Consider the following 19934-nt stretch of genomic DNA (forward strand, 5'->3'; position numbering starts at 1 on the left):
TTAGTAGTCTTTGGGGCGACTAAAATCAGTACTTTTAAAATACAAATATAGTATAAATCGTTATTTTTTAATCCGGTTGAGATTGGCGTACTTTTTTATTTTTAACAGAGAATAAAAAAGACATTAGAAACAACTGTTTTTTTTTATAAAATCAATATTGATTTGTTGCTAAAAGAACTAAAGTACAAGCAACTTCAGACTTGATGTTGTTTAATTCTAACAATTGATACAATTCAGGATTTTCAGTTCCAGGATTAAAAACCACTCTTTTTGGTTGTGCTTCAATAATGTAATTATAATAATCACGCTGACGTGCAGGATTTAAATATAAAGTTACGGTATCAATATTTTTAACGGGAATAGCTTTGGTCTGAATTTTTACGCCGGCTACTTCGCCAGTATTTTGACCAATTGCCAATACAGTGTGTCCTTTTTCAACTAACATATTTATGGCTCTAAAAGCATATCGATCTGGTTTTGTAGTAGCACCAAGAACTAAGGTTTTTTTATTTTTCATCATTTTTAAATATTTCACAAAAGTAATCAAAAAGAATGAGCTTAGTTTAGGTTGTTGATACAGAATTAACAAGAATAAAAAAACGATATCCCATCATGATTTTATTCTAAGCTACTAAAAAATGACTATTTTTACTTTACTAACCCAAACAATATGGATTTATTCATTTATTTATTTGCCGCTCTTTTTTCAGTATTAAATCCAATTGGTACTGTACCTATTTTTGTTGGACTTACACAACACGATTCTCAAAAGGAACGTTCCAGAATTTCTTTATGGACAGCCATAAACGTTTTTATTATTTTGATTGTTTCTTTTTTTATCGGGCAATATGTTCTGACTTTTTTTGGAATTAGTATTGATGCTCTGCGAATTGCCGGTGGAATTGTAATTGTAAATTCAGGTTTTTCATTGCTTTCAGGAAAATTCAATAAAAAGCGAGGTATCAATAAAAAAATCGAAACCGATGCACAACAACGAAATGATATCGCTCTAACACCTTTGGCAATACCAATGCTTGCTGGACCTGGGTCTATTTCTTTACTGATTGCTTTTTACCAGGAACATCACGCAATGGAGGAAATCATTATTTCTAGTTTAGCCATTCTGGCTATTGCGGTTGCTATTTTTGTAATTCTAAAAAGCGCTCATTATTTAGCCCGAATATTAGGTGCATCAGGAATTGTAGCAATTTCCAGAATTGTTGGTTTTATTGTAATTTCTATCGGAATTCAATATATCGTAAGTTCGATCGTCAATATTATAAAAGGAAATTTTTAATGTAATATTTCCACATTTATACAAAATAGAAAAGGGATAAAACATAGCGTTTTATCCCTTTTTTCTCTTTTATAAAATATTCTAGTTTCTTGGCAAAAACACTTCTGCCATCATACATCTGGCGCTTCCGCCGCCACAAGCTTCAATTGTATCTAAACTTGAGCTTAAAATTTCTGCATGATTTTCTAATTGAGCAATTTGTTTTGGAGTTAAACTTTGATGTGCAGATGCACTCATAACAATATATTTCTTGTCATTTGTTCCTCTAACCTCTAACATATTACCTGCAAAATTATTCACTTGCGCTTCTGTAATTAAAATAATTTCTTTTCCGTCTGTCTTTAGATTTTCAAGAACCATTTTTCTTTCTTTTTTATCATCAATACAATCGGCACAAATAACAGCAAATGTTTCACCTAAACACATCATTACATTTGTGTGATAGATTAATTTACGTTCGCCATTTACAGTTTGAAAAGCTTCAAAAATGACAGGAGCATAATCAAAATCTTCACAGAATTCAATAAATAATTCTTCGTCTGCACGAGGCGATAATGCGCAATATGCTTTTCCGTTGGCACGATCTAAAAGCAAACTTCCTGTTCCTTCTAAAAAAATACCATCTTCTTCTGCAGAAGTATAATCCATTATGTTAGCGATCTCAAAACCTTTATCTTCAAGTGTATCTAAAATATCTTCACGACGTTCCTGACGACGATTTTCAGCAAACATTGGATACAAAGCTACATCTCCATTTTCATGAAAAGAAACCCAGTTGTTTGGAAAAATACTATCTGGCGTATCTGTTTCTAAAGTATCATCAACCACAGTTACATCAACCCCTACCGCTCTTAATTTTTCAACAAAAACATCAAATTCTTGCTGTGCTTTAGCGTTTACTGTACTTGGCAAAAGTCCGTCTAATACTTTTTGGTAATAATTATTTACTGCTGTTTGCTCATTCATTCTAAAAGCAACTGGCCTAATCATTACGATTGCATTTGTAGTCTGTTTCATTTTATATGTTTTTATTTTGTTTTGAATTTCAAGTCTCCGTTTATAACAATGTGAAACTTGAAATTTCAAACAAATATTTAGTCTCTAATTAAAGGTAAAGTTGAACATCTCAATAAACCTTCTTGTTTTGCAATTTCAGCATACGGAATTTCTTCAACAGTAAAGCCATTTGCACGCAGCCAGTTATTTAATCTGGTAAAATTCTTTTCTGAAACAACTACATTTTCATCAATAGAAAATACGTTCGAAAACATATTATACATTTCGTTTCTTTCGATGTGAAATAAATTTTCTTTCCCGAAAAGATTTACTAAATACAAATAATCAGCTTCTTCGCGAAAGCCTCTTTTATAAATAATTCCTTTGTTTTTTCCTACTGGTTGAAAACAACAATCTAAATGCAATGCATTGTCGCGAGCTTCTAATTTAGATTTTACTAAATCAAATTCTTTGACAATTTTATTTGGAAACAGGTTTTTAATAAAGTTGACACCATGCATATTGGTTCTGGCAGTAATATAATCTTTATAGTCGCTACCTTTATAAGTACCAATAAAAATATGATCATTCCAAAGCATAACGTCTCCACCTTCGATATGAACTTCTTCCGGCGGACGAACCACTTTTTGAACATCCATTTGATCAATTATATATTGAATAGCATCTAATTCTCGTTCTCTATCAGGGAGAATATTTGATTTCACAAAAGTATCATCAATTACAAAACCAATATCTCTTGCAAAAATCTGATTATAATTCTCTATCATTTCAGGACGATAAACGGTAACGTCATATTTTTGAAAAACGGCGTTAAAAGCATCCATTTCAGGAACCATATCTTTTTCGAGAGGATAAGTTCCTGCTTTAATATGTTCCAATGATTTGGGATCATAGGCTTCATCCAAAGATGGTGTTGGCCCATTATGAACAGCAGAACCCAAAACTACTGCGCGTAATCTTGATGTTTCGTTCTTTACATTTAATTGCAACATAACTTTATTATATTTTGGGCAAATATAAAAAAAGCTTCACAGTTAAGTGAAGCTTTTAAAGTTATTTTATTTGTTAGACTTAAAGTCTCTTAAAGGATGTCCTGTATAAATTTGTCTAGGTCTTCCGATTGGTTCTTTATTTTCACGCATTTCTTTCCATTGCGCGATCCAACCTGGTAATCTACCAATAGCAAACATTACTGTAAACATATCTGTAGGAATACCTAATGCTCTGTAAATAATTCCAGAATAGAAGTCAACATTTGGATATAAATTTCTTGATTTGAAGTAATCATCTTCAAGAGCTGCTGCTTCTAATTTTTTTGCAATTTCCAAAATCGGATCATCAACACCTAAAGTTTCTAATACTTCTTTAGCTGCTTTTTTGATGATTTTAGCTCTTGGATCAAAGTTTTTGTAAACTCTATGACCAAATCCCATTAAACGGAAAGGGTCATTTTTATCTTTTGCTTTTGCTAAAAATTTATCTGTATCTCCACCGTCTTTGTTAATTTCTTCTAACATTTCAAGAACGGCTTGATTAGCACCTCCGTGAAGTGGTCCCCAAAGAGCAGAAACTCCCGCAGAGATTGAAGCAAATAAACCAGCATGAGATGAACCTACCATTCTTACTGTAGATGTCGAACAGTTTTGTTCGTGATCTGCATGAAGAATAAATAATTTATCCAACGCATCCACAATAATAGGATTTGCTGCATAAGGTCCTGTAGGCAATTTAAACATTAATTGCATAAAATTATCTACATAACCAGTTGTGTTATCATAATAATTTAATGGGTAACCCATAGATTTTCTGTAAGTCCATGTTGCAATTACAAGAAATTTACCCATTGTTTTACAAATGGCTTCGTACATTTCTTTTTCATTCTCAACATTTACTGCTTTTGGATTAAATGCTGTTAAAGCACTTGTTAAAGCAGATAAAACACCCATTGGATGAGCTGTTTTTGGAAAACCGTCAATGATATTTTTCATCTCTTCGTTTACCAAAGTATGTTTTTTAATACCATTTTCGAACTGCTCTAATTCCTGAGCTGTTGGTAATTCACCAAAAATTAAAAGATATGATACTTCAAGAAAACTAGCTTTTTCAGCTAAATCTTCGATTGAGTATCCTCTATAACGCAAAATTCCTAATTCTCCGTCTAAGAAAGTGATTTCACTTTTACAAGAACCAGAATTTTTATATCCCGGATCAATAGTAATAATACCAGTTAAATCACGTAATTTGTTAATATCGATAGCTGATTCATTTTCGCTTCCTGTGATTACCGGAAGTTCAATTTTTTGACCATCTACTTCTAATGTAGCTATTTTTGACATAATATATCGGAAATAAATCTTTAAAATAATAATTTATCAAATCTAAGGAATTTAAGACTAATTAAAAAAAGAATACTGCTATGAATTTGTTAAAACTCCAAAAAAAAACCATTCGCTAAAACGAATGGTTTAAATTTAAGATATAACTCTTACAATTATTTGATCTTGAAAGCGTTTAATCCAGGGAAATAAGCAGTGCTTCCTAGCTCTTCTTCGATTCTTAATAATTGATTGTATTTTGCCATACGATCAGAACGAGATGCAGAACCTGTTTTAATTTGACCACAGTTTAAAGCTACAGCTAAGTCAGCAATTGTATTATCTTCTGTTTCTCCTGAACGGTGAGACATTACTGAAGTATAGCCTGCATTTTTAGCCATGTTTACAGCTGCGATAGTTTCTGTTAAAGTTCCAATTTGGTTTACTTTTACTAAAATTGAATTTGCAATTCCTTTTTCAATTCCAGTTGATAAACGCTCAACGTTAGTAACAAATAAATCATCTCCAACTAATTGAACTTTGTGTCCAATTTTTTCAGTTAAATATTTCCATCCATTCCAGTCATCTTCATACATCCCGTCTTCAATAGAAATAATTGGATATTTAGCAGCAAGTTCAGCTAAATAATCTGCCTGCTCTTCAGAAGTTCTGATTTTTCCGGTTTCACCTTCAAATTTAGTATAATCGTATTTTCCGTTTACATAAAATTCAGAAGCAGCACAGTCAAGAGCAATCATAATTTCGTCACCGAAAGTATATCCAGCTTTTTCAACCGCTAGTTTGATAGTATCTAGAGCATCTTCAGTACCACCCGCTAAATTTGGAGCAAAACCTCCTTCATCACCAACAGCAGTACTTAAACCTCTGTCGTGTAATACTTTTTTCAAGCTATGGAAGATTTCAGTTCCCATTTGCATTGCATGTGTAAATGAAGTTGCCTTTACAGGGAAAATCATGAACTCTTGGAATGCAATAGGTGCATCAGAGTGAGAACCACCATTGATGATATTCATCATTGGAACAGGTAATGTATTAGCAGAAACTCCTCCTACATATCTGTACAATGGCAATCCAAGTTCGTTTGCAGCAGCTTTTGCAGCAGCCAAAGAAACTCCTAAAATAGCATTAGCTCCTAATTTAGATTTATTTGGAGTTCCGTCTAAATCAATCATTAATTGATCAATTGTGTTTTGTTCGAAAACAGAAGTTCCAACTAATTCTTCAGCAATAACAGTATTTACATTATTCACTGCGTTCAAAACTCCTTTTCCTAAGAATGCTTTTCCACCATCACGTAACTCAACAGCTTCATGTTCTCCAGTTGAAGCTCCAGATGGAACAGCTGCTCTTCCTAAAACACCATTTTCTGTAACTACGTCAACTTCAATAGTAGGATTACCTCTGGAATCAAAAATTTGTCTTGCGTGAACTTTAATTATAATACTCATTATTTTTTGTTTTTTATTAATAAATTATATATTTTTTTTCGAAATTATAAAAATATTCAATAGTAAAAACGCATTCCGACTATTAAACCTCTTTATTTATTAACTATATCGTTTTAGCAGTAACTAGTTTTATGTTCTCAACAAACTGATCGAACAAATAAGATGAATCGTGTGGTCCAGGGCTCGCTTCCGGATGATATTGAACTGAAAAACAGTTCTTATTTTTCATACGCATACCAGCAACAGTTCCATCATTTAAATGTAAATGCGTAATCTCTAAATCAGGATGATTATCTAGTTGTTCTTTATTTACAGCAAAACCATGATTTTGAGAAGTAATCTCTCCTTTGCCTGTAACAATATTCTTTACAGGATGATTAATTCCTCTGTGCCCGTTAAACATTTTATAAGTTTGAACTCCATTAGCCAAAGCAATTACCTGATGTCCTAAACAAATTCCGAATAAAGGATTATCATTTGCTAAAATTTCTTTTGCTACTTCAATAGCACCAAAAAGAGGATCTGGATCTCCAGGTCCATTAGATAAGAAATATCCATCTGGATTAAATTCAGCTAGGTCCTTATATGTAGAGTTGTATGGAAACACTTTAATATAACAATCTCTTTTAGCCAGATTTCTTAAGATATTCTTTTTAATTCCAAGATCTAAAGCAGAGATTTTATACGTTGCATTCTCATCTCCAAAAAAATAAGGTTCAGTAGTTGAAACTTTTGATGCCAACTCTAAACCTTCCATATTTGGCACATTCGCCAATTCCTTTTTCAAATCTTCAATCGAAGTTCCATCTGTACAAATAACAGCATTCATAGCCCCATTATCACGAATATAGCTTACAAGAGCTCTCGTGTCAACATCAGAGATACAGATTAAGTTTTGCTTAGTGAAATAATCTTCTAAACTTCCCGAAGCATCTTCTCTTGAATAATTAAAGCTGAAGTTTTTACAAACTAAACCAGCAATTTTGATGCTATCAGATTCAATTTCTAAATCATTAACACCGTAGTTTCCAATGTGTGCATTGGTAGCCACCATTATTTGACCAAAATAAGAGGGATCTGTAAAAATCTCCTGATAACCCGTCATTCCAGTATTAAAACAAACTTCACCAAAAGTCTTACCGCTAATACCGATAGATTTTCCATGAAAAATTGTCCCATCACTTAGTAATAAAATGGCGCTTTGTCGTGTTGTGTATTTCATTCTTTAATTTGTATTGTTTTTTAATTGTTTCATGAAACTCGCAAAGCTCATTTCATTTGTAATTAGATATTTTGCAAATTTACTTCTTTAAAAGAGTGCTTCCAAGATTTTTTAAAAATTTCGTTCATAAAAATAAAACCATACTACTGAAATAAGTTAAATTTAAAGTCCTTTCAAAAAAATCAAAAAAAAAGGATAAACTAAAAATTAGTTTATCCTTGATTTCTATAGAATCATTACTTTCATAATTATTCAGAAGCTTCAGTAGTCGATTCTGATTCAGCAGCTGGAGCTTCTGGAGTAGTCTCATCAGCTTTTTTTGCTTTACCACCACGACGGCTTTTTGCTTTTTTAACTTCTTTTTTACCACCATTGTAAAGTTCATTGAAATCTACAAGTTCGATCATTGCCATATCAGCATTATCTCCCAAACGATTTCCAACTTTAATGATACGAGTGTATCCACCTGGACGGTCACCAACTTTAGCAGCTACGTCTCTGAATAAATCAGTTACCGCATATTTACTACGTAAGTAAGCAAAAACGATACGACGATTATGAGTAGTATCTTCTTTTGATTTTGTGATTAAAGGCTCAACGAATTGTTTAAGCGCTTTAGCCTTAGCAACAGTAGTGTTAATACGTTTGTGCTCAATAAGAGAACAAGCCATATTAGCCAACATAGCTTTTCTATGTCCAGTCTGTCTGCTTAAGTGATTGAATTTTTTTCCGTGTCTCATTGCTATTTTAAATTTAATCCGCCGTGGCGGATTGAATTATTCTTTATCTAATTTGTATTTAGCTAAGTCCATTCCGAAAGTTAAATTTTTAACTGCAACAAGTTCATCAAGCTCAGTTAAAGATTTTTTACCAAAATTACGGAATTTCATTAGGTCATTTTTATTGAACGATACTAAATCACCAAGTGTATCAACTTCAGCCGCTTTCAAGCAATTTAATGCTCTCACAGATAAATCCATATCAACAAGCTTAGTTTTAAGCAATTGTCTCATATGCAATGACTCTTCATCATACGATTCTGTTTGTGCAATTTCGTCAGCCTCGAGTGTAATTCTTTCGTCAGAAAACAACATGAAGTGGTGAATTAAAACTTTAGCAGCCTCAGTAAGAGCATCTTTAGGATTTATAGATCCATCAGTTTTGATTTCAAAAACTAATTTTTCGTAATCTGTTTTTTGCTCAACACGGAAGTTTTCAATTGCATATTTTACATTTTTTACCGGAGTAAAAATAGAGTCTGTAAAAATGGTTCCAATTGCAGCATTCTGTTTTTTGTTCTCCTCAGCAGGAACGTATCCTCTACCTTTTTCGATTGTTAAATCGAAGTTCAATTTGATTTTAGAATCTAAATTACAGATAACAAGGTCTGGGTTCAGAACTTGAAAACCTGAAATAAATTTTTGAAAATCACCTGCTGTTAATTGATCTTTACCAGAAACAGAAATAGTAACTGCTTCATTATCGATATCTTCAATTTGACGTTTGAAACGTACTTGTTTTAGATTAAGGATAATTTCGGTAACATCTTCAACAACACCTGAAATAGTAGAAAACTCATGATCTACACCTTCGATACGAACAGATGTAATTGCATAACCTTCTAATGCTGAAAGCAAAACTCTTCTAAGTGCATTACCAACTGTCAATCCGTAACCAGGTTCTAAAGGTCTAAATTCAAATTTACCTTCAAAATCGGTTGAATCGATCATGATAACTTTATCGGGCTTTTGAAAATTAAATATTGCCATAAATTTCGACTAAGTCAATTATTATTTGTTGTACAACTCTACGATTAATTGTTCTTTAATGTTTTCTGGAATTTGAAGTCTCGCAGGTACAGAAACGAAAGTTCCTTCTTTAAGATCATTGTTCCAAGTAATCCATTCATAAACATGACTTGAATTTGATAAAGAACGTTCGATAGCTTCTAAAGATTTAGATTTTTCACGAACTGCAACTTTATCACCAGCTTTAAGGTGGTAAGAAGCGATATTTACAACTTCACCATTTACAGTAATGTGTCTGTGAGAAACTAATTGTCTAGCACCTCTTCTAGAAGGAGCGATACCCATTCTAAAAACCACATTATCTAATCTTGCTTCACATAATTGTAAAAGAACTTCACCAGTAACTCCTTTAGTAGCTGATGCTTTTTTGAATAAATTTCTGAATTGTTTTTCTAAAATTCCATAAGAATATTTAGCTTTTTGCTTTTCCATTAATTGAACAGCGTACTCAGATTTTTTACCTCTTTTTTTAGCCATCCCGTGTTGTCCAGGTGGGTAATTTCTTTTTTCGAAAGATTTATCATCTCCGAAGATTGCTTCGCCAAATTTACGAGCAATTCTAGTTTTTGGACCAGTATATCTTGCCATTTCTAAAAAATTAAATTTAAGGTAGAGATTATGAATTCAGGTCAAATCCTTCGATAATCTATATTCTACCTTGTTTATACTATGAATAAATAAAATTAAACTCTACGTCTTTTTGGAGGACGACATCCGTTGTGAGGCATTGGAGTAACATCGATAATCTCAGTAACTTCAATTCCACCGTTATGAATAGAACGGATAGCAGACTCACGTCCGTTTCCTGGTCCTTTTACATAAACTTTTACTTTTTTAAGTCCAGCTTCAAGAGCTACTTTACTACAATCTTCTGCTGCCATTTGGGCTGCATATGGAGTATTCTTTTTAGAACCTCTAAAACCCATTTTACCAGCTGAAGACCAAGAAATAACTTCACCTTTTTTGTTTGTCAAAGAAATGATGATGTTATTGAAGGTAGCAGAAATATGAGCTTCTCCCGTTGATTCAACGATAACTTTACGTTTTTTTGCAGTTGCTTTAGCCATATTACTTATTATTTAGTTGCTTTTTTCTTGTTAGCAACAGTTTTTCTTTTACCTTTTCTTGTTCTAGAGTTATTTTTAGTTCTTTGTCCTCTTAACGGAAGACCAGATCTGTGACGGATACCTCTGTAACATCCAATATCCATTAAACGTTTGATGTTCAAAGAAACTTCAGAACGTAACTCTCCTTCAATTTTGAATGCTCCAACAGCTTCACGAATTGCTCCGATCTCGTCATCATTCCAATCTTGAACTTTTTTATCTTGGCTAACTTGAGCTTTCTCTAAAATCTCAATAGCTCTACTTCTTCCTAATCCGAAGATATAGGTAAGTGCTATAACACCTCTCTTATTTTTTGGGATATCTACCCCTGCTATTCTTGCCATAATTATCCTTGTCTTTGTTTAAATCTAGGATTCTTTTTGTTTATTACGTACAATCTCCCTTTTCTACGCACAATAATGCACTCGGGACTTCTCTTTTTTACTGATGCTCTAACTTTCATAGTGAATATCCTTTAATATCGATAAGTAATTCTTGCTTTTGACAAATCATAAGGACTCATTTCTAGTTTCACTTTATCACCAGGTAATAACTTGATGTAATGCATACGCATTTTACCAGAAATATGAGCAATTACAATATGTCCATTTTCTAACTCCACACGGAACATCGCATTTGATAATGCTTCAATGATTGATCCGTCTTGTTCTATTGCTGATTGTTTTGCCATAAATATATTAAGCTACTGCTTTTCTATTTTTACCAGTCTTCATTAAACCATCATAATGTTTGTTTAACAAGTATGAATTGATTTGTTGAATAGTATCTATCGCAACCCCAACCATAATTATTAATGAGGTACCTCCAAAAAACATTGCCCAAGATTGTTGTACATCCATAATACTTACAACAATAGCTGGGAACACAGCAATCAAAGCAAGGAATAAAGATCCTGGGAAAGTTATTAAAGACATCACTTTATCAAGGAAGTCTGAAGTTTCAGCTCCTGGACGAACGCCAGGAATAAAACCACCACTTCTTTTCAAATCATCGGCCATTTTGTTAGTAGGTACTGTAATTGCAGTATAGAAAAATGTAAATACAATAATTAAAGTTGCAAAAACAAAATTATACCAAAATCCGAAGATATTACTAAATGCTCCAACAATAGATTGTGATGTGTCCGATTTAGACAATCCGGCTACAGCTGCAGGAATAAACATAATTGCCTGAGCAAAAATAATTGGCATAACTCCAGAAGCATTAAGCTTAAGAGGAATCCATTGTCTATTACCACCTGCCAAATCTTGCTCGTAATCTCCAGTAGTTGTACGACGAGCGTATTGAACCGGAATTCTACGTACTGCCATTGTAAGCAATACACAAGAAATAATAACTAATAACCACACAATAATTTCAATAACTAACAACATTGGACCTCCATTGTTATTGGTAACTCTGGTTGTAAATTCTTGTATAAAAGCTTGCGGTAAACGAGCTAAGATACCAACCATAATCAATAATGAAATTCCATTTCCAATACCTTTATCCGTAATTTTTTCTCCAAGCCACATAGCAAAAATTGTACCAGTAACTAAGATGATAACAGAAGAGAACAAAAATTCAGGTGAATTAAAGCCTAGTAAGAATGCACTTCCAGGTAACGTTCTGTATAAATTATAGATATAAGTTGGACCTTGAACCAGTGTAATAGCTATAGTCAACCAACGAGTGATTTGATTAATCTTTTTTCTACCACTCTCTCCATCGTTTTGAAGTTTTTGCAAATAAGGAATCGCAATTCCCATTAACTGAACAACAATAGATGCAGAAATATAAGGCATAATACCTAAAGCAAAAACTGAAGCTTTAGAGAAAGCACCTCCTGTAAACATGTCTAGGATAGATCCTAAACCATTTTTAGTTTGTCCCGCTAAACCTGTTAATTGAGTTGCGTCAATTCCAGGTAGCGTTACATGTGCACCAAAACGATATACTAAAAGCAATCCTAATGTAATTAGGATTCTGTTTTTCAGTTCTTCGATTTTCCAAACATTACTTATTGATTCAATAAATTTCTTCATCTTAATAGATAAGTTATATAGTTACAGCCTCTCCACCAGCAGCTTCAATAGCAGCTTTTGCAGTAGCAGTAAATTTGTGGGCAGTTACTTTTAATTTTGCTTTCAATTCTCCTCTACCTAAAATCTTAACGATTTCATTTTTGGTAGCTAGACGATTTGCTACGAAATCTGTCATAGAAACAGAATCAGTAATCACACCATTGTCTACTAATAATTGAAGCGTATCTAAATTAACACCTTCGTATTCTTTACGATTGATGTTTGTGAAACCAAACTTAGGCACACGTCTTTGAAGTGGCATTTGCCCTCCCTCAAAACCAATCTTTTTAGAATAACCAGAACGAGATTTTGCTCCTTTGTGACCTCTTGCAGAAGTACCACCTTTTCCAGAACCTTCTCCTCTACCTAATCTTTTATTTTGATTGTGCGTTGACCCTTCAGCTGGTTGTAAGTTACTTAAATTCATAACAGTATTTGTTATTTAGCTTCTTCGACAGAAACTAAGTGTTTAACTTTGTTTATCATCCCAAGGATAGCAGGTTTTGAATCATGCTCTACAACTTGTCCCATTTTACGTAGACCCAAAGCTTCCAAACCTCTCTTTTGAGAAAGAGGACAGTTGATTTTGCTTCTTACTTGTTTTACTAATAATTTAGCCATAATTTCCTTGAATTAACCTTTAAAAACTTTTTCTAAAGAAACACCTCTTTGTTTTGCAACAGTATGAGCGCTTCTCATTTGTAATAAAGCATCAAAAGTTGCTTTCACTACGTTATGAGGATTTGATGATCCTTGAGATTTAGATAATACATCGTGAATACCTACTGATTCAAGAACTGAACGAACAGCTCCACCAGCAATAACCCCTGTACCATGAGAAGCAGGAATTAAGAATACACGTGCACCACCAAATTTACCTTTTTGTTCGTGAGGAACAGATTGTCCATTCAAAGGAATTTTTACTAAATTTTTCTTAGCATCTTCTACTGCTTTCGCAATTGCTTCAGAAACGTCTTTAGATTTTCCTAATCCATGACCAACTACTCCGTTTTCATCACCTACAACTACAATAGCAGAAAAACCGAAAGCTCTACCACCTTTTGTAACTTTAGTAACACGATTAACACTTACCAGACGATCTTTAAGTTCAAGACCACTTGGTTTTACCAATTCTACATTTTTGTATTTAGACATAATATATTAGAATTTAAGTCCAGCCGCTCTTGCGCCTTCTGCTAATGATTTAATACGACCGTGATATAAATATCCACCTCTATCAAAAGTGATGGTATCGATCCCAGCTTTTAACGCTTTCTCTGCAACTAATTTTCCAACAGCAGCAGCGATTTCAACGTTAGTACCTTTTCCTATTTCTTTTTCTCTTGAAGATGCAGCTAAAATAGTAACTCCATTTACATCATCAATAAGTTGAGCGTAAATTTCTTTGTTACTTCTAAATACAGATAGTCTTGGGTTAGCAGCAGTACCACTAATCGATTTTCTAATTCTGAATCTAATTCTCTGTCTTCTATCAGATTTTGTTAATGACATAATCTTATTTTTTAAGCTGATTTACCTGCTTTTCTTCTTAATACTTCACCCACAAATTTAACACCTTTTCCTTTGTATGGCTCAGGCTTACGGAAACCTCTGATTTTCGCAGCAACCTGACCTAAAAGTTGTTTGTCAAATGATGTTAATTTTACGATAGGGTTTTTACCTTTTTCAGATATTGTTTCTAGAACTACTTCTGGAGCAATTTCTAAAACAATATTGTGAGAATATCCAAGAGCTAAATCTAATTTTTGACCTTGGTTTGAAGCTCTATAACCAACTCCAACTAATTCAAGTTCTTTTGTAAAACCTTCATTTACACCAACAATCATGTTATTGATTAATGATCTGTATAATCCGTGTTTTGCTCTTTGGTCTTTATGATCAGACGATCTTTCTACTTGTACTTGATCGCCTTCAACTTTTACAGTAACGTCCGAAAACTCCTGAGTAAGTTGACCTTTTTTTCCTTTTACTGTAATAATACCGTCTTTAACTTCTACAGTTACGCCAGCAGGGACTACAATTGGGCTTTTACCTATTCTTGACATCTTATTTAGTCTTTAAAATTAGTATACGTAACAAATTACTTCACCACCTACATTTAATTGCTTAGCTTGTTTTCCTGTCATCAAACCTTTTGATGTAGAAACAATAGCAATTCCTAATCCGTTAAGGATTCTTGGTAATTTGGCAGCACCTGCGTATTTACGTAAACCAGGTTTACTAATTCTTTGGATATCTTTAATTACAGGCTCTTTAGTATCTTTATCATACTTCAAAGCAATTTTGATTGAACCCTGAACAGTGTTGTCCTCAAATTTGTAACTCAAGATATAACCTTGATCAAATAAGATCTTAGTTATTTCTTTTTTAAGATTAGATGCTGGAATTTCAACAACTTTGTGGTTTGCAGCCACAGCGTTACGAACTCTAGTCAAATAATCTGCAATAGGATCTGTATACATATGTATTTGATTGCGATTATGGTTTTCAGGAAGCACTTTGCTTCCTGAACCTTTAATCAATTTATAAACTTTTTATATTACCAGCTGGCTTTTTTAACACCTGGAATTAATCCATTGTTAGCCATTTCACGGAAAGTTACACGTGAAATACCGAATTGACGGATATAACCTCTTGGTCTACCTGTTAATTTACAACGATTGTGTAAACGAACTGGTGAAGCATTTTTAGGTAATTTTTGTAGGCCTTCATAATCTCCAGCTTCTAATAAAGCTTTTCTTTTTTCAGCGTACTTAGCTACCGTTTTCTCTCTTTTCACCTCACGGGCTTTCATTGATTCTTTAGCCATATCTTAATTCTTTTTAAAAGGTAATCCTAATTCAGCCAATAATGACTTTGCTTCCTTGTCTGTTTTTGCAGTAGTAACAAATGTAATATCCATTCCTGAAATTTTGTTTACTTTGTCAATATCAATTTCAGGGAAAATGATTTGCTCTAAAACTCCAAGATTGTAATTACCTCTTCCGTCGAAACCAGTAGCTTTGATACCACTAAAATCTCTAACGCGCGGTAAAGCAGAAGTAATAAGTCTATCTAAAAACTCATACATTCTCTCACCACGTAAAGTAACTTTTGCTCCAATAGGCATCCCTTTTCTCAATTTGAATGACGCAACGTCTTTCTTTGAAATTGTAGATACTGCTTTTTGTCCAGTGATCTTTGTTAACTCATCAACTGCATAGTCAATAAGTTTTTTATCAGATACAGCTGCACCAACTCCACGGCTCAAAACGATTTTTTCCAATTTTGGAACTTGCATTACGTTTGTATATCCGAATTCCTCTTTAAGAGCAGAGATTACTCTACTCTTATATTCTTCTTTTAGTCTAGGTGTATATGCCATTACTATAGTACTTGATTAGATTTTTTTGAAAATCTTACTTTCTTATCTCCTTCTACTCTAATACCAACTCTAGTTGTTTCCTTAGTTTTAGGATCAATTAGTGAAATGTTAGATATTTGTATAGAAGCTTCTTTCTTAACGATACCACCTTGAGGGTTTTTAGCACTTGGTTTTGTATGTTTCGAAACCATGTTTACACCTTCAACTATCGCTTTATTTTTCTCACGGTAAACACGTAAAACTTTACCTTCAGCACCTTTATGGTCTCCAGCAATAACTCTTACGATATCTCCTGATTTTATTTTTAGCTTTATCATCTTAAAACGAATTAAAGCACTTCTGGTGCTAATGATACAATTTTCATGAATTGTTTTTCACGAAGTTCTCTTGCTACCGGACCAAAAACACGAGTCCCTCTCATTTCCCCTGCAGCGTTCAAAAGAACACATGCATTATCATCGAAACGGATATAAGAACCATCAGCTCTTCTCACTTCTTTTTTGGTACGTACAACAACTGCAGTTGAAACAGCTCCTTTTTTAACGTTACCGTTAGGAGTTGCATCTTTAATAGATACTACAATCTTGTCACCAACAGAGGCATACCTTCTTTTGGTACCTCCTAAAACACGGATAGTTAAAACTTCTTTTGCTCCCGTGTTATCTGCTACTTTTAGTCTTGATTCCTGTTGTACCATAATTATTTAGCTCTTTCTAAGATTTCAACTAATCTCCAACATTTTGTTTTACTTAAAGGACGCGTTTCGCTAATTCTTACAGTATCTCCAATGTTACAGTCGTTTGTTTCGTCGTGTGCAACGTATTTCTTTGTTTTCAACACGAACTTACCGTATAATGGGTGTTTTACTTTTCTTACTTCAGCAATAACAATAGATTTATCCATTTTATTTGAAGTAACAACACCTATTCTTTCTTTTCTTAAATTTCTTTTTTCTTCCATCTTTCAGCAGAATACAATTATTGTAACTCTCTTTTAGTTAACTCTGTAGCCAATCTTGCAACTGTTCTTCTTACACTTCTAATTTGAAGCGGGTTCTCAATTGGAGAAATAGCGTGAGCCATTTTTAGGTCAGCATATATTTTCTTAGTTTGACTAAGTTTTTCTTGCAACTCCGCTGCAGAAAGATCTTTTATTTCTGATTGTTTCATAATATAAATTTAATTATGCTTCGAAATCTCTAGCAACGACGAATTTAGTTTTTACTGGAAGCTTTTGAGCTGCAAGACGTAACGCCTCTTTTGCAACTGATAAAGGAACTCCTCCAACTTCAAACATAATTCTTCCGGGTTTAACAACGGCAGCCCAATATTCAACGGCACCTTTACCTTTACCCATACGTACCTCAAGAGGCTTCTTAGTAATTGGTTTGTCTGGAAATATTTTGATCCATAATTGTCCTTCTCTCTTCATGAAACGAGTTGCAGCAATACGTGCAGCTTCGATTTGACGAGAAGTTAAGAACATTCCATCTTCATGTACAGATTTAATACCAAACATTCCATTAGAAAGTTCATGCCCTCTTTGAGAGTTACCTTTCATTTTACCCTTTTGTACCTTACGGTATTTTGTTCTTTTAGGCTGTAACATTTTTCTTTAGTTTAAAAATTTACTTTCTTTTACGAGCGTCTGGTTTACCACCTTTATTAAAGGGTTTTCTATCTCCTCTTGGAGAATCTCCACCTTTACCACCACCAGTTCCAGATTGTTTTTTATCCATTCCTGCAAGTGGAGAAAGATCTCTCTTTCCATAAACTTCACCTTTCATGATCCATACTTTGATACCCATTCTACCATAAGTAGTGTGAGCTTCAGCCAAAGCATAATCAATATCAGCTCTGAAAGTTGATAGAGGAATTCTACCTTCTTTGAAACCTTCTGAACGCGCCATCTCTGCACCATTCAAACGACCAGAAATCAAAACCTTGATACCTTCAGCGTTCATACGCATAGAAGCAGCAATAGCCATTTTGATTGCACGTCTGTAAGAAATACGGCTTTCGATTTGACGAGCGATGCTTGTCGCCACAAGATAAGCATCTAATTCAGGTCTTTTAATTTCAAAGATGTTGATTTGAACCTCTTTGTCAGTAACTTTCTTAAGTTCTTCTTTTAACTTGTCTACCTCTTGTCCACCTTTTCCGATAATGATACCAGGTCTAGCAGTAGTGATAGTAACGGTTACAAGCTTTAAAGTTCTCTCGATGATTACTTTTGATACACTAGCTTTTGATAAACGAGCGTGGATATACTTTCTGATTTTGTGATCTTCGGCAAGTTTATCACCGTAATCATTTCCACCATACCAGTTTGAGTCCCACCCTCTGATGATACCAAGTCTATTTCCAATTGGATTTGTCTTTTGTCCCATGCTGCTTAAGAATTGCTTTGTGTGTTATTGATAGCTCCAAGCACGATTGTTACGTGATTAGAACGTTTTCTTATTCTGTGTGCACGACCTTGTGGAGCTGGACGAAGTCTTTTCAACATCATTCCACCATCTACTCTGATCTCTTTAACAAATAATCCAGCTTCTTCTAAATTACCTTCACTATTTTTTTGCTCCCAGTTATTGATTGCAGATAATAATAGTTTTTCTAATTTTCTTGAAGCTTCTTTAGAACTGAATCTTAAGATGTTAAGTGCTCTTTCTACCTTCTGACCTCTTACCAAGTCCGCTACTAAGCGCATTTTTCTAGGTGAAGTAGGGCAGTTATTCAATTTTGCGAAAGCAATAGACTTATTAGCCTCTTTTCTCGCATCTGCTGTTTCTCTTTTACGAACTCCCATTGCTTCTTATTTTTTACCTTTATTTTTTGCTCCAGCATGACCTCTAAAAGATCTAGTTGGTGAAAACTCTCCTAATTTGTGACCTACCATGTTTTCTGTTACGTAAACTGGTACAAATTGACGACCGTTATGAACTGCGATTGTTTGTCCAACAAAGTCTGGAGTAATCATAGAAGCTCTAGACCAAGTCTTTACTACTCCTTTATTTCCATTTTCAATGTTTTCCTGAACTTTCTTGTCTAACTTATAATGAACGAAAGGTCCTTTTTTTAATGAACGTGCCATATCTTATTATTTCTTTCTACGTTCTACGATATACTTGTTACTCGGGTTTTTCTTAGAACGAGTTCTATAACCTTTTGCTGGTATTCCATTTCTTGAACGTGGATGTCCACCAGAAGAACGTCCTTCTCCACCACCCATTGGGTGATCAACAGGGTTCATTGCAACAGGTCTTGTTCTAGGTCTTCTTCCTAACCATCTTGTTCTACCAGCTTTTCCTGATACAACTAATTGGTGGTCTGAATTAGAAACAGCTCCAATTGTAGCTGAACAAGTTAACAAGATTAATCTTGTTTCACCTGATGGCATTTTAATTGTAGCATATTTTCCATCTCTTGCCATTAATTGAGCAAATGTACCAGCTGAACGAGCAATTACTGCTCCTTGACCTGGACGTAACTCAATACAAGAGATAACAGTTCCTAAAGGAATTCTGCTTAAAGGCAATGTATTACCAATTTCAGGTTGAGATTCTGGACCAGAAACTAATTTCTGACCAACTTTCAATCCATTTTGAGCAATTACATAAGTTTTCTCTCCATCAGCATAAGCTAACAAAGCGATAAATGCAGTACGATTTGGATCGTATTCGATTGATTTCACAGTAGCCGGAATTCCGTCTTTAGTTCTTTTGAAATCAATAATACGATATCTCTGCTTGTGACCACCACCCGTATAACGCATGGTCATCTTTCCTTGACTATTTCTACCTCCAGAGTTTTTTATCGGCGCTATCAAAGAGCGTTCCGGCTTATCAGTTGTAATGGCGTCATAACCATTCACAACTCTAAATCGCTGACCTGGGGTAATAGGTTTTAATTTTCTTACTGACATTTTTCTATCTTAGATATTGTTGTAAAAATCAATTGTTTCTCCTTCTTGTACTTGAACAATTGCTTTCTTAATTGCATTTGTCTTTCCACTGATTAAACCACTTTTAGTGTATTTTGTAGTTCTATCCGGTCTTACGTTCATCGTGTTAACTGAAACGATAGTTACTCCATAAGCAGCTTCAACAGCTTTCTTAATTTGAACTTTGTTTGCTTTTTTGTCAACAACGAATCCGAAGCGGTTTAAAACTTCACTTTCTTTGGTTACTTTTTCTGTTACTATAGGTCTAATTATGATGCTCATATTCCTA

Annotated in this window: 33 protein-coding genes; 1 reads left to right on the forward strand and 32 read right to left on the reverse strand. The window is 33.9% G+C overall.

Annotated elements, in window-relative coordinates:
- Positions 1-151: 151 nt before the first annotated feature.
- Complete coding sequence (locus tag GKZ86_RS13820) at positions 152-517, reverse strand: CoA-binding protein (protein ID WP_154783847.1); 366 nt, start codon at positions 515-517, stop codon at positions 152-154.
- Positions 518-670: 153 nt separating this feature from the next.
- Here GKZ86_RS13820 and GKZ86_RS13825 point away from each other — a divergent pair, with 153 nt between their 5' ends.
- Complete coding sequence (locus GKZ86_RS13825; protein WP_154783699.1) at positions 671-1297, forward strand: MarC family NAAT transporter; 627 nt, start codon at positions 671-673, stop codon at positions 1295-1297.
- A gap of 81 nt (positions 1298-1378) precedes the next feature.
- On the opposite strand, the gene ctlX is transcribed toward GKZ86_RS13825, so the two are convergent.
- From ctlX to rplW, 31 genes are all read right to left on the reverse strand, one after another.
- A complete protein-coding gene (gene ctlX / locus GKZ86_RS13830) occupies positions 1379-2314 on the reverse strand; it encodes a citrulline utilization hydrolase CtlX (protein WP_154783700.1) in 936 nt (311 codons plus the stop codon).
- Positions 2315-2391: 77 nt separating this feature from the next.
- Positions 2392-3306, reverse strand: a complete 915-nt coding sequence (locus GKZ86_RS13835; protein ID WP_154783701.1) for a dimethylarginine dimethylaminohydrolase family protein — start codon at positions 3304-3306, stop codon at positions 2392-2394.
- Between the two features lie 66 nt (positions 3307-3372).
- Positions 3373-4650: a citrate synthase gene (locus GKZ86_RS13840; protein ID WP_154783702.1), complete on the reverse strand. Its 1278-nt coding sequence runs from the start codon at positions 4648-4650 to the stop codon at positions 3373-3375.
- Between the two features lie 155 nt (positions 4651-4805).
- Positions 4806-6098 (reverse strand): phosphopyruvate hydratase, encoded by a 1293-nt coding sequence (gene eno, locus GKZ86_RS13845; protein ID WP_055093067.1) that lies wholly within the window; start codon positions 6096-6098, stop codon positions 4806-4808.
- A gap of 103 nt (positions 6099-6201) precedes the next feature.
- Complete coding sequence (gene carA, locus GKZ86_RS13850) at positions 6202-7320, reverse strand: glutamine-hydrolyzing carbamoyl-phosphate synthase small subunit (protein WP_154783703.1); 1119 nt, start codon at positions 7318-7320, stop codon at positions 6202-6204.
- 248 nt (positions 7321-7568) lie between these two features.
- Positions 7569-8060 (reverse strand): 50S ribosomal protein L17, encoded by a 492-nt coding sequence (gene rplQ, locus GKZ86_RS13855; protein WP_154783704.1) that lies wholly within the window; start codon positions 8058-8060, stop codon positions 7569-7571.
- A gap of 36 nt (positions 8061-8096) precedes the next feature.
- Positions 8097-9089 (reverse strand): DNA-directed RNA polymerase subunit alpha, encoded by a 993-nt coding sequence (locus GKZ86_RS13860; RefSeq protein ID WP_026109818.1) that lies wholly within the window; start codon positions 9087-9089, stop codon positions 8097-8099.
- Between the two features lie 21 nt (positions 9090-9110).
- Positions 9111-9716, reverse strand: coding sequence for a 30S ribosomal protein S4 (rpsD, locus tag GKZ86_RS13865; protein WP_154783705.1), 606 nt, complete (start codon positions 9714-9716; stop codon positions 9111-9113).
- A gap of 95 nt (positions 9717-9811) precedes the next feature.
- The gene (gene rpsK / locus GKZ86_RS13870; protein ID WP_007803677.1) at positions 9812-10195 is read right to left on the reverse strand and encodes a 30S ribosomal protein S11; all 384 of its coding nucleotides are present in this window, start codon (positions 10193-10195) and stop codon (positions 9812-9814) included.
- An 8-nt stretch (positions 10196-10203) separates the two neighbouring features.
- Positions 10204-10578, reverse strand: a complete 375-nt coding sequence (gene rpsM / locus GKZ86_RS13875; RefSeq protein ID WP_056245953.1) for a 30S ribosomal protein S13 — start codon at positions 10576-10578, stop codon at positions 10204-10206.
- Between the two features lie 2 nt (positions 10579-10580).
- A complete protein-coding gene (gene ykgO, locus GKZ86_RS13880; RefSeq protein WP_072945378.1) occupies positions 10581-10697 on the reverse strand; it encodes a type B 50S ribosomal protein L36 in 117 nt (38 codons plus the stop codon).
- A gap of 12 nt (positions 10698-10709) precedes the next feature.
- Positions 10710-10925 (reverse strand): translation initiation factor IF-1, encoded by a 216-nt coding sequence (gene infA, locus GKZ86_RS13885; RefSeq protein ID WP_007136545.1) that lies wholly within the window; start codon positions 10923-10925, stop codon positions 10710-10712.
- A 7-nt stretch (positions 10926-10932) separates the two neighbouring features.
- On the reverse strand, positions 10933-12279 hold the full coding sequence (gene secY, locus GKZ86_RS13890) for a preprotein translocase subunit SecY (protein ID WP_089049758.1): 1347 nt from the start codon (positions 12277-12279) through the stop codon (positions 10933-10935).
- A 13-nt stretch (positions 12280-12292) separates the two neighbouring features.
- The gene (gene rplO / locus GKZ86_RS13895; protein ID WP_017495009.1) at positions 12293-12745 is read right to left on the reverse strand and encodes a 50S ribosomal protein L15; all 453 of its coding nucleotides are present in this window, start codon (positions 12743-12745) and stop codon (positions 12293-12295) included.
- Positions 12746-12756: 11 nt separating this feature from the next.
- Positions 12757-12939 carry a 50S ribosomal protein L30 gene (gene rpmD / locus GKZ86_RS13900; RefSeq protein WP_154783706.1) on the reverse strand — a complete coding sequence of 61 codons (183 nt, stop codon included), beginning with the start codon at positions 12937-12939 and terminating at the stop codon, positions 12757-12759.
- Positions 12940-12951: 12 nt separating this feature from the next.
- Positions 12952-13476, reverse strand: a complete 525-nt coding sequence (gene rpsE / locus GKZ86_RS13905) for a 30S ribosomal protein S5 (protein ID WP_085950926.1) — start codon at positions 13474-13476, stop codon at positions 12952-12954.
- Between the two features lie 3 nt (positions 13477-13479).
- Entirely contained in the window at positions 13480-13830 is a 351-nt protein-coding gene (gene rplR, locus GKZ86_RS13910) for a 50S ribosomal protein L18 (protein ID WP_089058805.1), read from the reverse strand.
- A gap of 11 nt (positions 13831-13841) precedes the next feature.
- Positions 13842-14384: a 50S ribosomal protein L6 gene (rplF, locus tag GKZ86_RS13915; RefSeq protein ID WP_154783707.1), complete on the reverse strand. Its 543-nt coding sequence runs from the start codon at positions 14382-14384 to the stop codon at positions 13842-13844.
- 18 nt (positions 14385-14402) lie between these two features.
- Positions 14403-14801 (reverse strand): 30S ribosomal protein S8, encoded by a 399-nt coding sequence (gene rpsH, locus GKZ86_RS13920; protein WP_007803657.1) that lies wholly within the window; start codon positions 14799-14801, stop codon positions 14403-14405.
- A gap of 77 nt (positions 14802-14878) precedes the next feature.
- The gene (gene rpsN, locus GKZ86_RS13925) at positions 14879-15148 is read right to left on the reverse strand and encodes a 30S ribosomal protein S14 (RefSeq protein WP_031456037.1); all 270 of its coding nucleotides are present in this window, start codon (positions 15146-15148) and stop codon (positions 14879-14881) included.
- Positions 15149-15151: 3 nt separating this feature from the next.
- Entirely contained in the window at positions 15152-15703 is a 552-nt protein-coding gene (rplE, locus tag GKZ86_RS13930) for a 50S ribosomal protein L5 (protein WP_017495015.1), read from the reverse strand.
- A gap of 2 nt (positions 15704-15705) precedes the next feature.
- Positions 15706-16020: a 50S ribosomal protein L24 gene (rplX, locus tag GKZ86_RS13935; protein WP_007803650.1), complete on the reverse strand. Its 315-nt coding sequence runs from the start codon at positions 16018-16020 to the stop codon at positions 15706-15708.
- An 11-nt stretch (positions 16021-16031) separates the two neighbouring features.
- Positions 16032-16400 carry a 50S ribosomal protein L14 gene (gene rplN, locus GKZ86_RS13940; protein ID WP_007803649.1) on the reverse strand — a complete coding sequence of 123 codons (369 nt, stop codon included), beginning with the start codon at positions 16398-16400 and terminating at the stop codon, positions 16032-16034.
- A gap of 2 nt (positions 16401-16402) precedes the next feature.
- Complete coding sequence (rpsQ, locus tag GKZ86_RS13945; RefSeq protein WP_007803646.1) at positions 16403-16663, reverse strand: 30S ribosomal protein S17; 261 nt, start codon at positions 16661-16663, stop codon at positions 16403-16405.
- A 17-nt stretch (positions 16664-16680) separates the two neighbouring features.
- Complete coding sequence (gene rpmC, locus GKZ86_RS13950; protein ID WP_007803639.1) at positions 16681-16872, reverse strand: 50S ribosomal protein L29; 192 nt, start codon at positions 16870-16872, stop codon at positions 16681-16683.
- A 13-nt stretch (positions 16873-16885) separates the two neighbouring features.
- Entirely contained in the window at positions 16886-17311 is a 426-nt protein-coding gene (rplP, locus tag GKZ86_RS13955; RefSeq protein ID WP_007803637.1) for a 50S ribosomal protein L16, read from the reverse strand.
- 19 nt (positions 17312-17330) lie between these two features.
- Entirely contained in the window at positions 17331-18092 is a 762-nt protein-coding gene (rpsC, locus tag GKZ86_RS13960; RefSeq protein WP_007803635.1) for a 30S ribosomal protein S3, read from the reverse strand.
- A gap of 5 nt (positions 18093-18097) precedes the next feature.
- The gene (gene rplV, locus GKZ86_RS13965; RefSeq protein WP_007803631.1) at positions 18098-18511 is read right to left on the reverse strand and encodes a 50S ribosomal protein L22; all 414 of its coding nucleotides are present in this window, start codon (positions 18509-18511) and stop codon (positions 18098-18100) included.
- A 6-nt stretch (positions 18512-18517) separates the two neighbouring features.
- Entirely contained in the window at positions 18518-18796 is a 279-nt protein-coding gene (gene rpsS, locus GKZ86_RS13970) for a 30S ribosomal protein S19 (protein ID WP_007803626.1), read from the reverse strand.
- Between the two features lie 6 nt (positions 18797-18802).
- Positions 18803-19627, reverse strand: coding sequence for a 50S ribosomal protein L2 (gene rplB, locus GKZ86_RS13975; RefSeq protein WP_007803623.1), 825 nt, complete (start codon positions 19625-19627; stop codon positions 18803-18805).
- A 9-nt stretch (positions 19628-19636) separates the two neighbouring features.
- On the reverse strand, positions 19637-19927 hold the full coding sequence (gene rplW, locus GKZ86_RS13980) for a 50S ribosomal protein L23 (RefSeq protein WP_017495018.1): 291 nt from the start codon (positions 19925-19927) through the stop codon (positions 19637-19639).
- Positions 19928-19934: the final 7 nt, after the last annotated feature.

The sequence above is a fragment of the Flavobacterium sp. LC2016-13 genome (assembly GCF_009707955.1).
In the GTDB taxonomy this organism is placed as follows: domain Bacteria; phylum Bacteroidota; class Bacteroidia; order Flavobacteriales; family Flavobacteriaceae; genus Flavobacterium.

Bases quoted from the DNA above. Each gene is read 5' to 3' on its own strand.
- GKZ86_RS13825 (WP_154783699.1), top strand. From the start codon at position 671: ATGGATTTATTCATTTATTTATTTGCCGCTCTTTTTTCAGTATTAAAT.
- rpsH (WP_007803657.1), bottom strand. From the start codon at position 14,801: ATGTATACAGATCCTATTGCAGATTATTTGACTAGAGTTCGTAACGCT.
- rpsS (WP_007803626.1), bottom strand. From the start codon at position 18,796: ATGGCACGTTCATTAAAAAAAGGACCTTTCGTTCATTATAAGTTAGAC.
- GKZ86_RS13820 (WP_154783847.1), bottom strand. From the start codon at position 517: ATGAAAAATAAAAAAACCTTAGTTCTTGGTGCTACTACAAAACCAGAT.
- GKZ86_RS13835 (WP_154783701.1), bottom strand. From the start codon at position 3,306: ATGTTGCAATTAAATGTAAAGAACGAAACATCAAGATTACGCGCAGTA.
- rplF (WP_154783707.1), bottom strand. From the start codon at position 14,384: ATGTCAAGAATAGGTAAAAGCCCAATTGTAGTCCCTGCTGGCGTAACT.
- rplQ (WP_154783704.1), bottom strand. From the start codon at position 8,060: ATGAGACACGGAAAAAAATTCAATCACTTAAGCAGACAGACTGGACAT.
- carA (WP_154783703.1), bottom strand. From the start codon at position 7,320: ATGAAATACACAACACGACAAAGCGCCATTTTATTACTAAGTGATGGG.
- rpsC (WP_007803635.1), bottom strand. From the start codon at position 18,092: ATGGGACAAAAGACAAATCCAATTGGAAATAGACTTGGTATCATCAGA.
- rpsK (WP_007803677.1), bottom strand. From the start codon at position 10,195: ATGGCTAAAGCAACTGCAAAAAAACGTAAAGTTATCGTTGAATCAACG.
- rpsQ (WP_007803646.1), bottom strand. From the start codon at position 16,663: ATGGAAGAAAAAAGAAATTTAAGAAAAGAAAGAATAGGTGTTGTTACT.
- ctlX (WP_154783700.1), bottom strand. From the start codon at position 2,314: ATGAAACAGACTACAAATGCAATCGTAATGATTAGGCCAGTTGCTTTT.
- eno (WP_055093067.1), bottom strand. From the start codon at position 6,098: ATGAGTATTATAATTAAAGTTCACGCAAGACAAATTTTTGATTCCAGA.
- rplN (WP_007803649.1), bottom strand. From the start codon at position 16,400: ATGGTACAACAGGAATCAAGACTAAAAGTAGCAGATAACACGGGAGCA.
- GKZ86_RS13840 (WP_154783702.1), bottom strand. From the start codon at position 4,650: ATGTCAAAAATAGCTACATTAGAAGTAGATGGTCAAAAAATTGAACTT.
- rpsN (WP_031456037.1), bottom strand. From the start codon at position 15,148: ATGGCTAAAGAATCAATGAAAGCCCGTGAGGTGAAAAGAGAGAAAACG.
- GKZ86_RS13860 (WP_026109818.1), bottom strand. From the start codon at position 9,089: ATGGCAATATTTAATTTTCAAAAGCCCGATAAAGTTATCATGATCGAT.
- rplR (WP_089058805.1), bottom strand. From the start codon at position 13,830: ATGTCATTAACAAAATCTGATAGAAGACAGAGAATTAGATTCAGAATT.
- infA (WP_007136545.1), bottom strand. From the start codon at position 10,925: ATGGCAAAACAATCAGCAATAGAACAAGACGGATCAATCATTGAAGCA.
- secY (WP_089049758.1), bottom strand. From the start codon at position 12,279: ATGAAGAAATTTATTGAATCAATAAGTAATGTTTGGAAAATCGAAGAA.
- rplV (WP_007803631.1), bottom strand. From the start codon at position 18,511: ATGGGAGTTCGTAAAAGAGAAACAGCAGATGCGAGAAAAGAGGCTAAT.
- rplB (WP_007803623.1), bottom strand. From the start codon at position 19,627: ATGTCAGTAAGAAAATTAAAACCTATTACCCCAGGTCAGCGATTTAGA.
- rplP (WP_007803637.1), bottom strand. From the start codon at position 17,311: ATGTTACAGCCTAAAAGAACAAAATACCGTAAGGTACAAAAGGGTAAA.
- rplE (WP_017495015.1), bottom strand. From the start codon at position 15,703: ATGGCATATACACCTAGACTAAAAGAAGAATATAAGAGTAGAGTAATC.
- rplO (WP_017495009.1), bottom strand. From the start codon at position 12,745: ATGAATTTAAGTAACTTACAACCAGCTGAAGGGTCAACGCACAATCAA.
- ykgO (WP_072945378.1), bottom strand. From the start codon at position 10,697: ATGAAAGTTAGAGCATCAGTAAAAAAGAGAAGTCCCGAGTGCATTATT.
- rplW (WP_017495018.1), bottom strand. From the start codon at position 19,927: ATGAGCATCATAATTAGACCTATAGTAACAGAAAAAGTAACCAAAGAA.
- rpmD (WP_154783706.1), bottom strand. From the start codon at position 12,939: ATGGCTAAATTATTAGTAAAACAAGTAAGAAGCAAAATCAACTGTCCT.
- rpmC (WP_007803639.1), bottom strand. From the start codon at position 16,872: ATGAAACAATCAGAAATAAAAGATCTTTCTGCAGCGGAGTTGCAAGAA.
- rpsM (WP_056245953.1), bottom strand. From the start codon at position 10,578: ATGGCAAGAATAGCAGGGGTAGATATCCCAAAAAATAAGAGAGGTGTT.
- rpsD (WP_154783705.1), bottom strand. From the start codon at position 9,716: ATGGCAAGATATACTGGTCCAAAAACTAGAATTGCTCGTAAATTTGGC.
- rplX (WP_007803650.1), bottom strand. From the start codon at position 16,020: ATGATAAAGCTAAAAATAAAATCAGGAGATATCGTAAGAGTTATTGCT.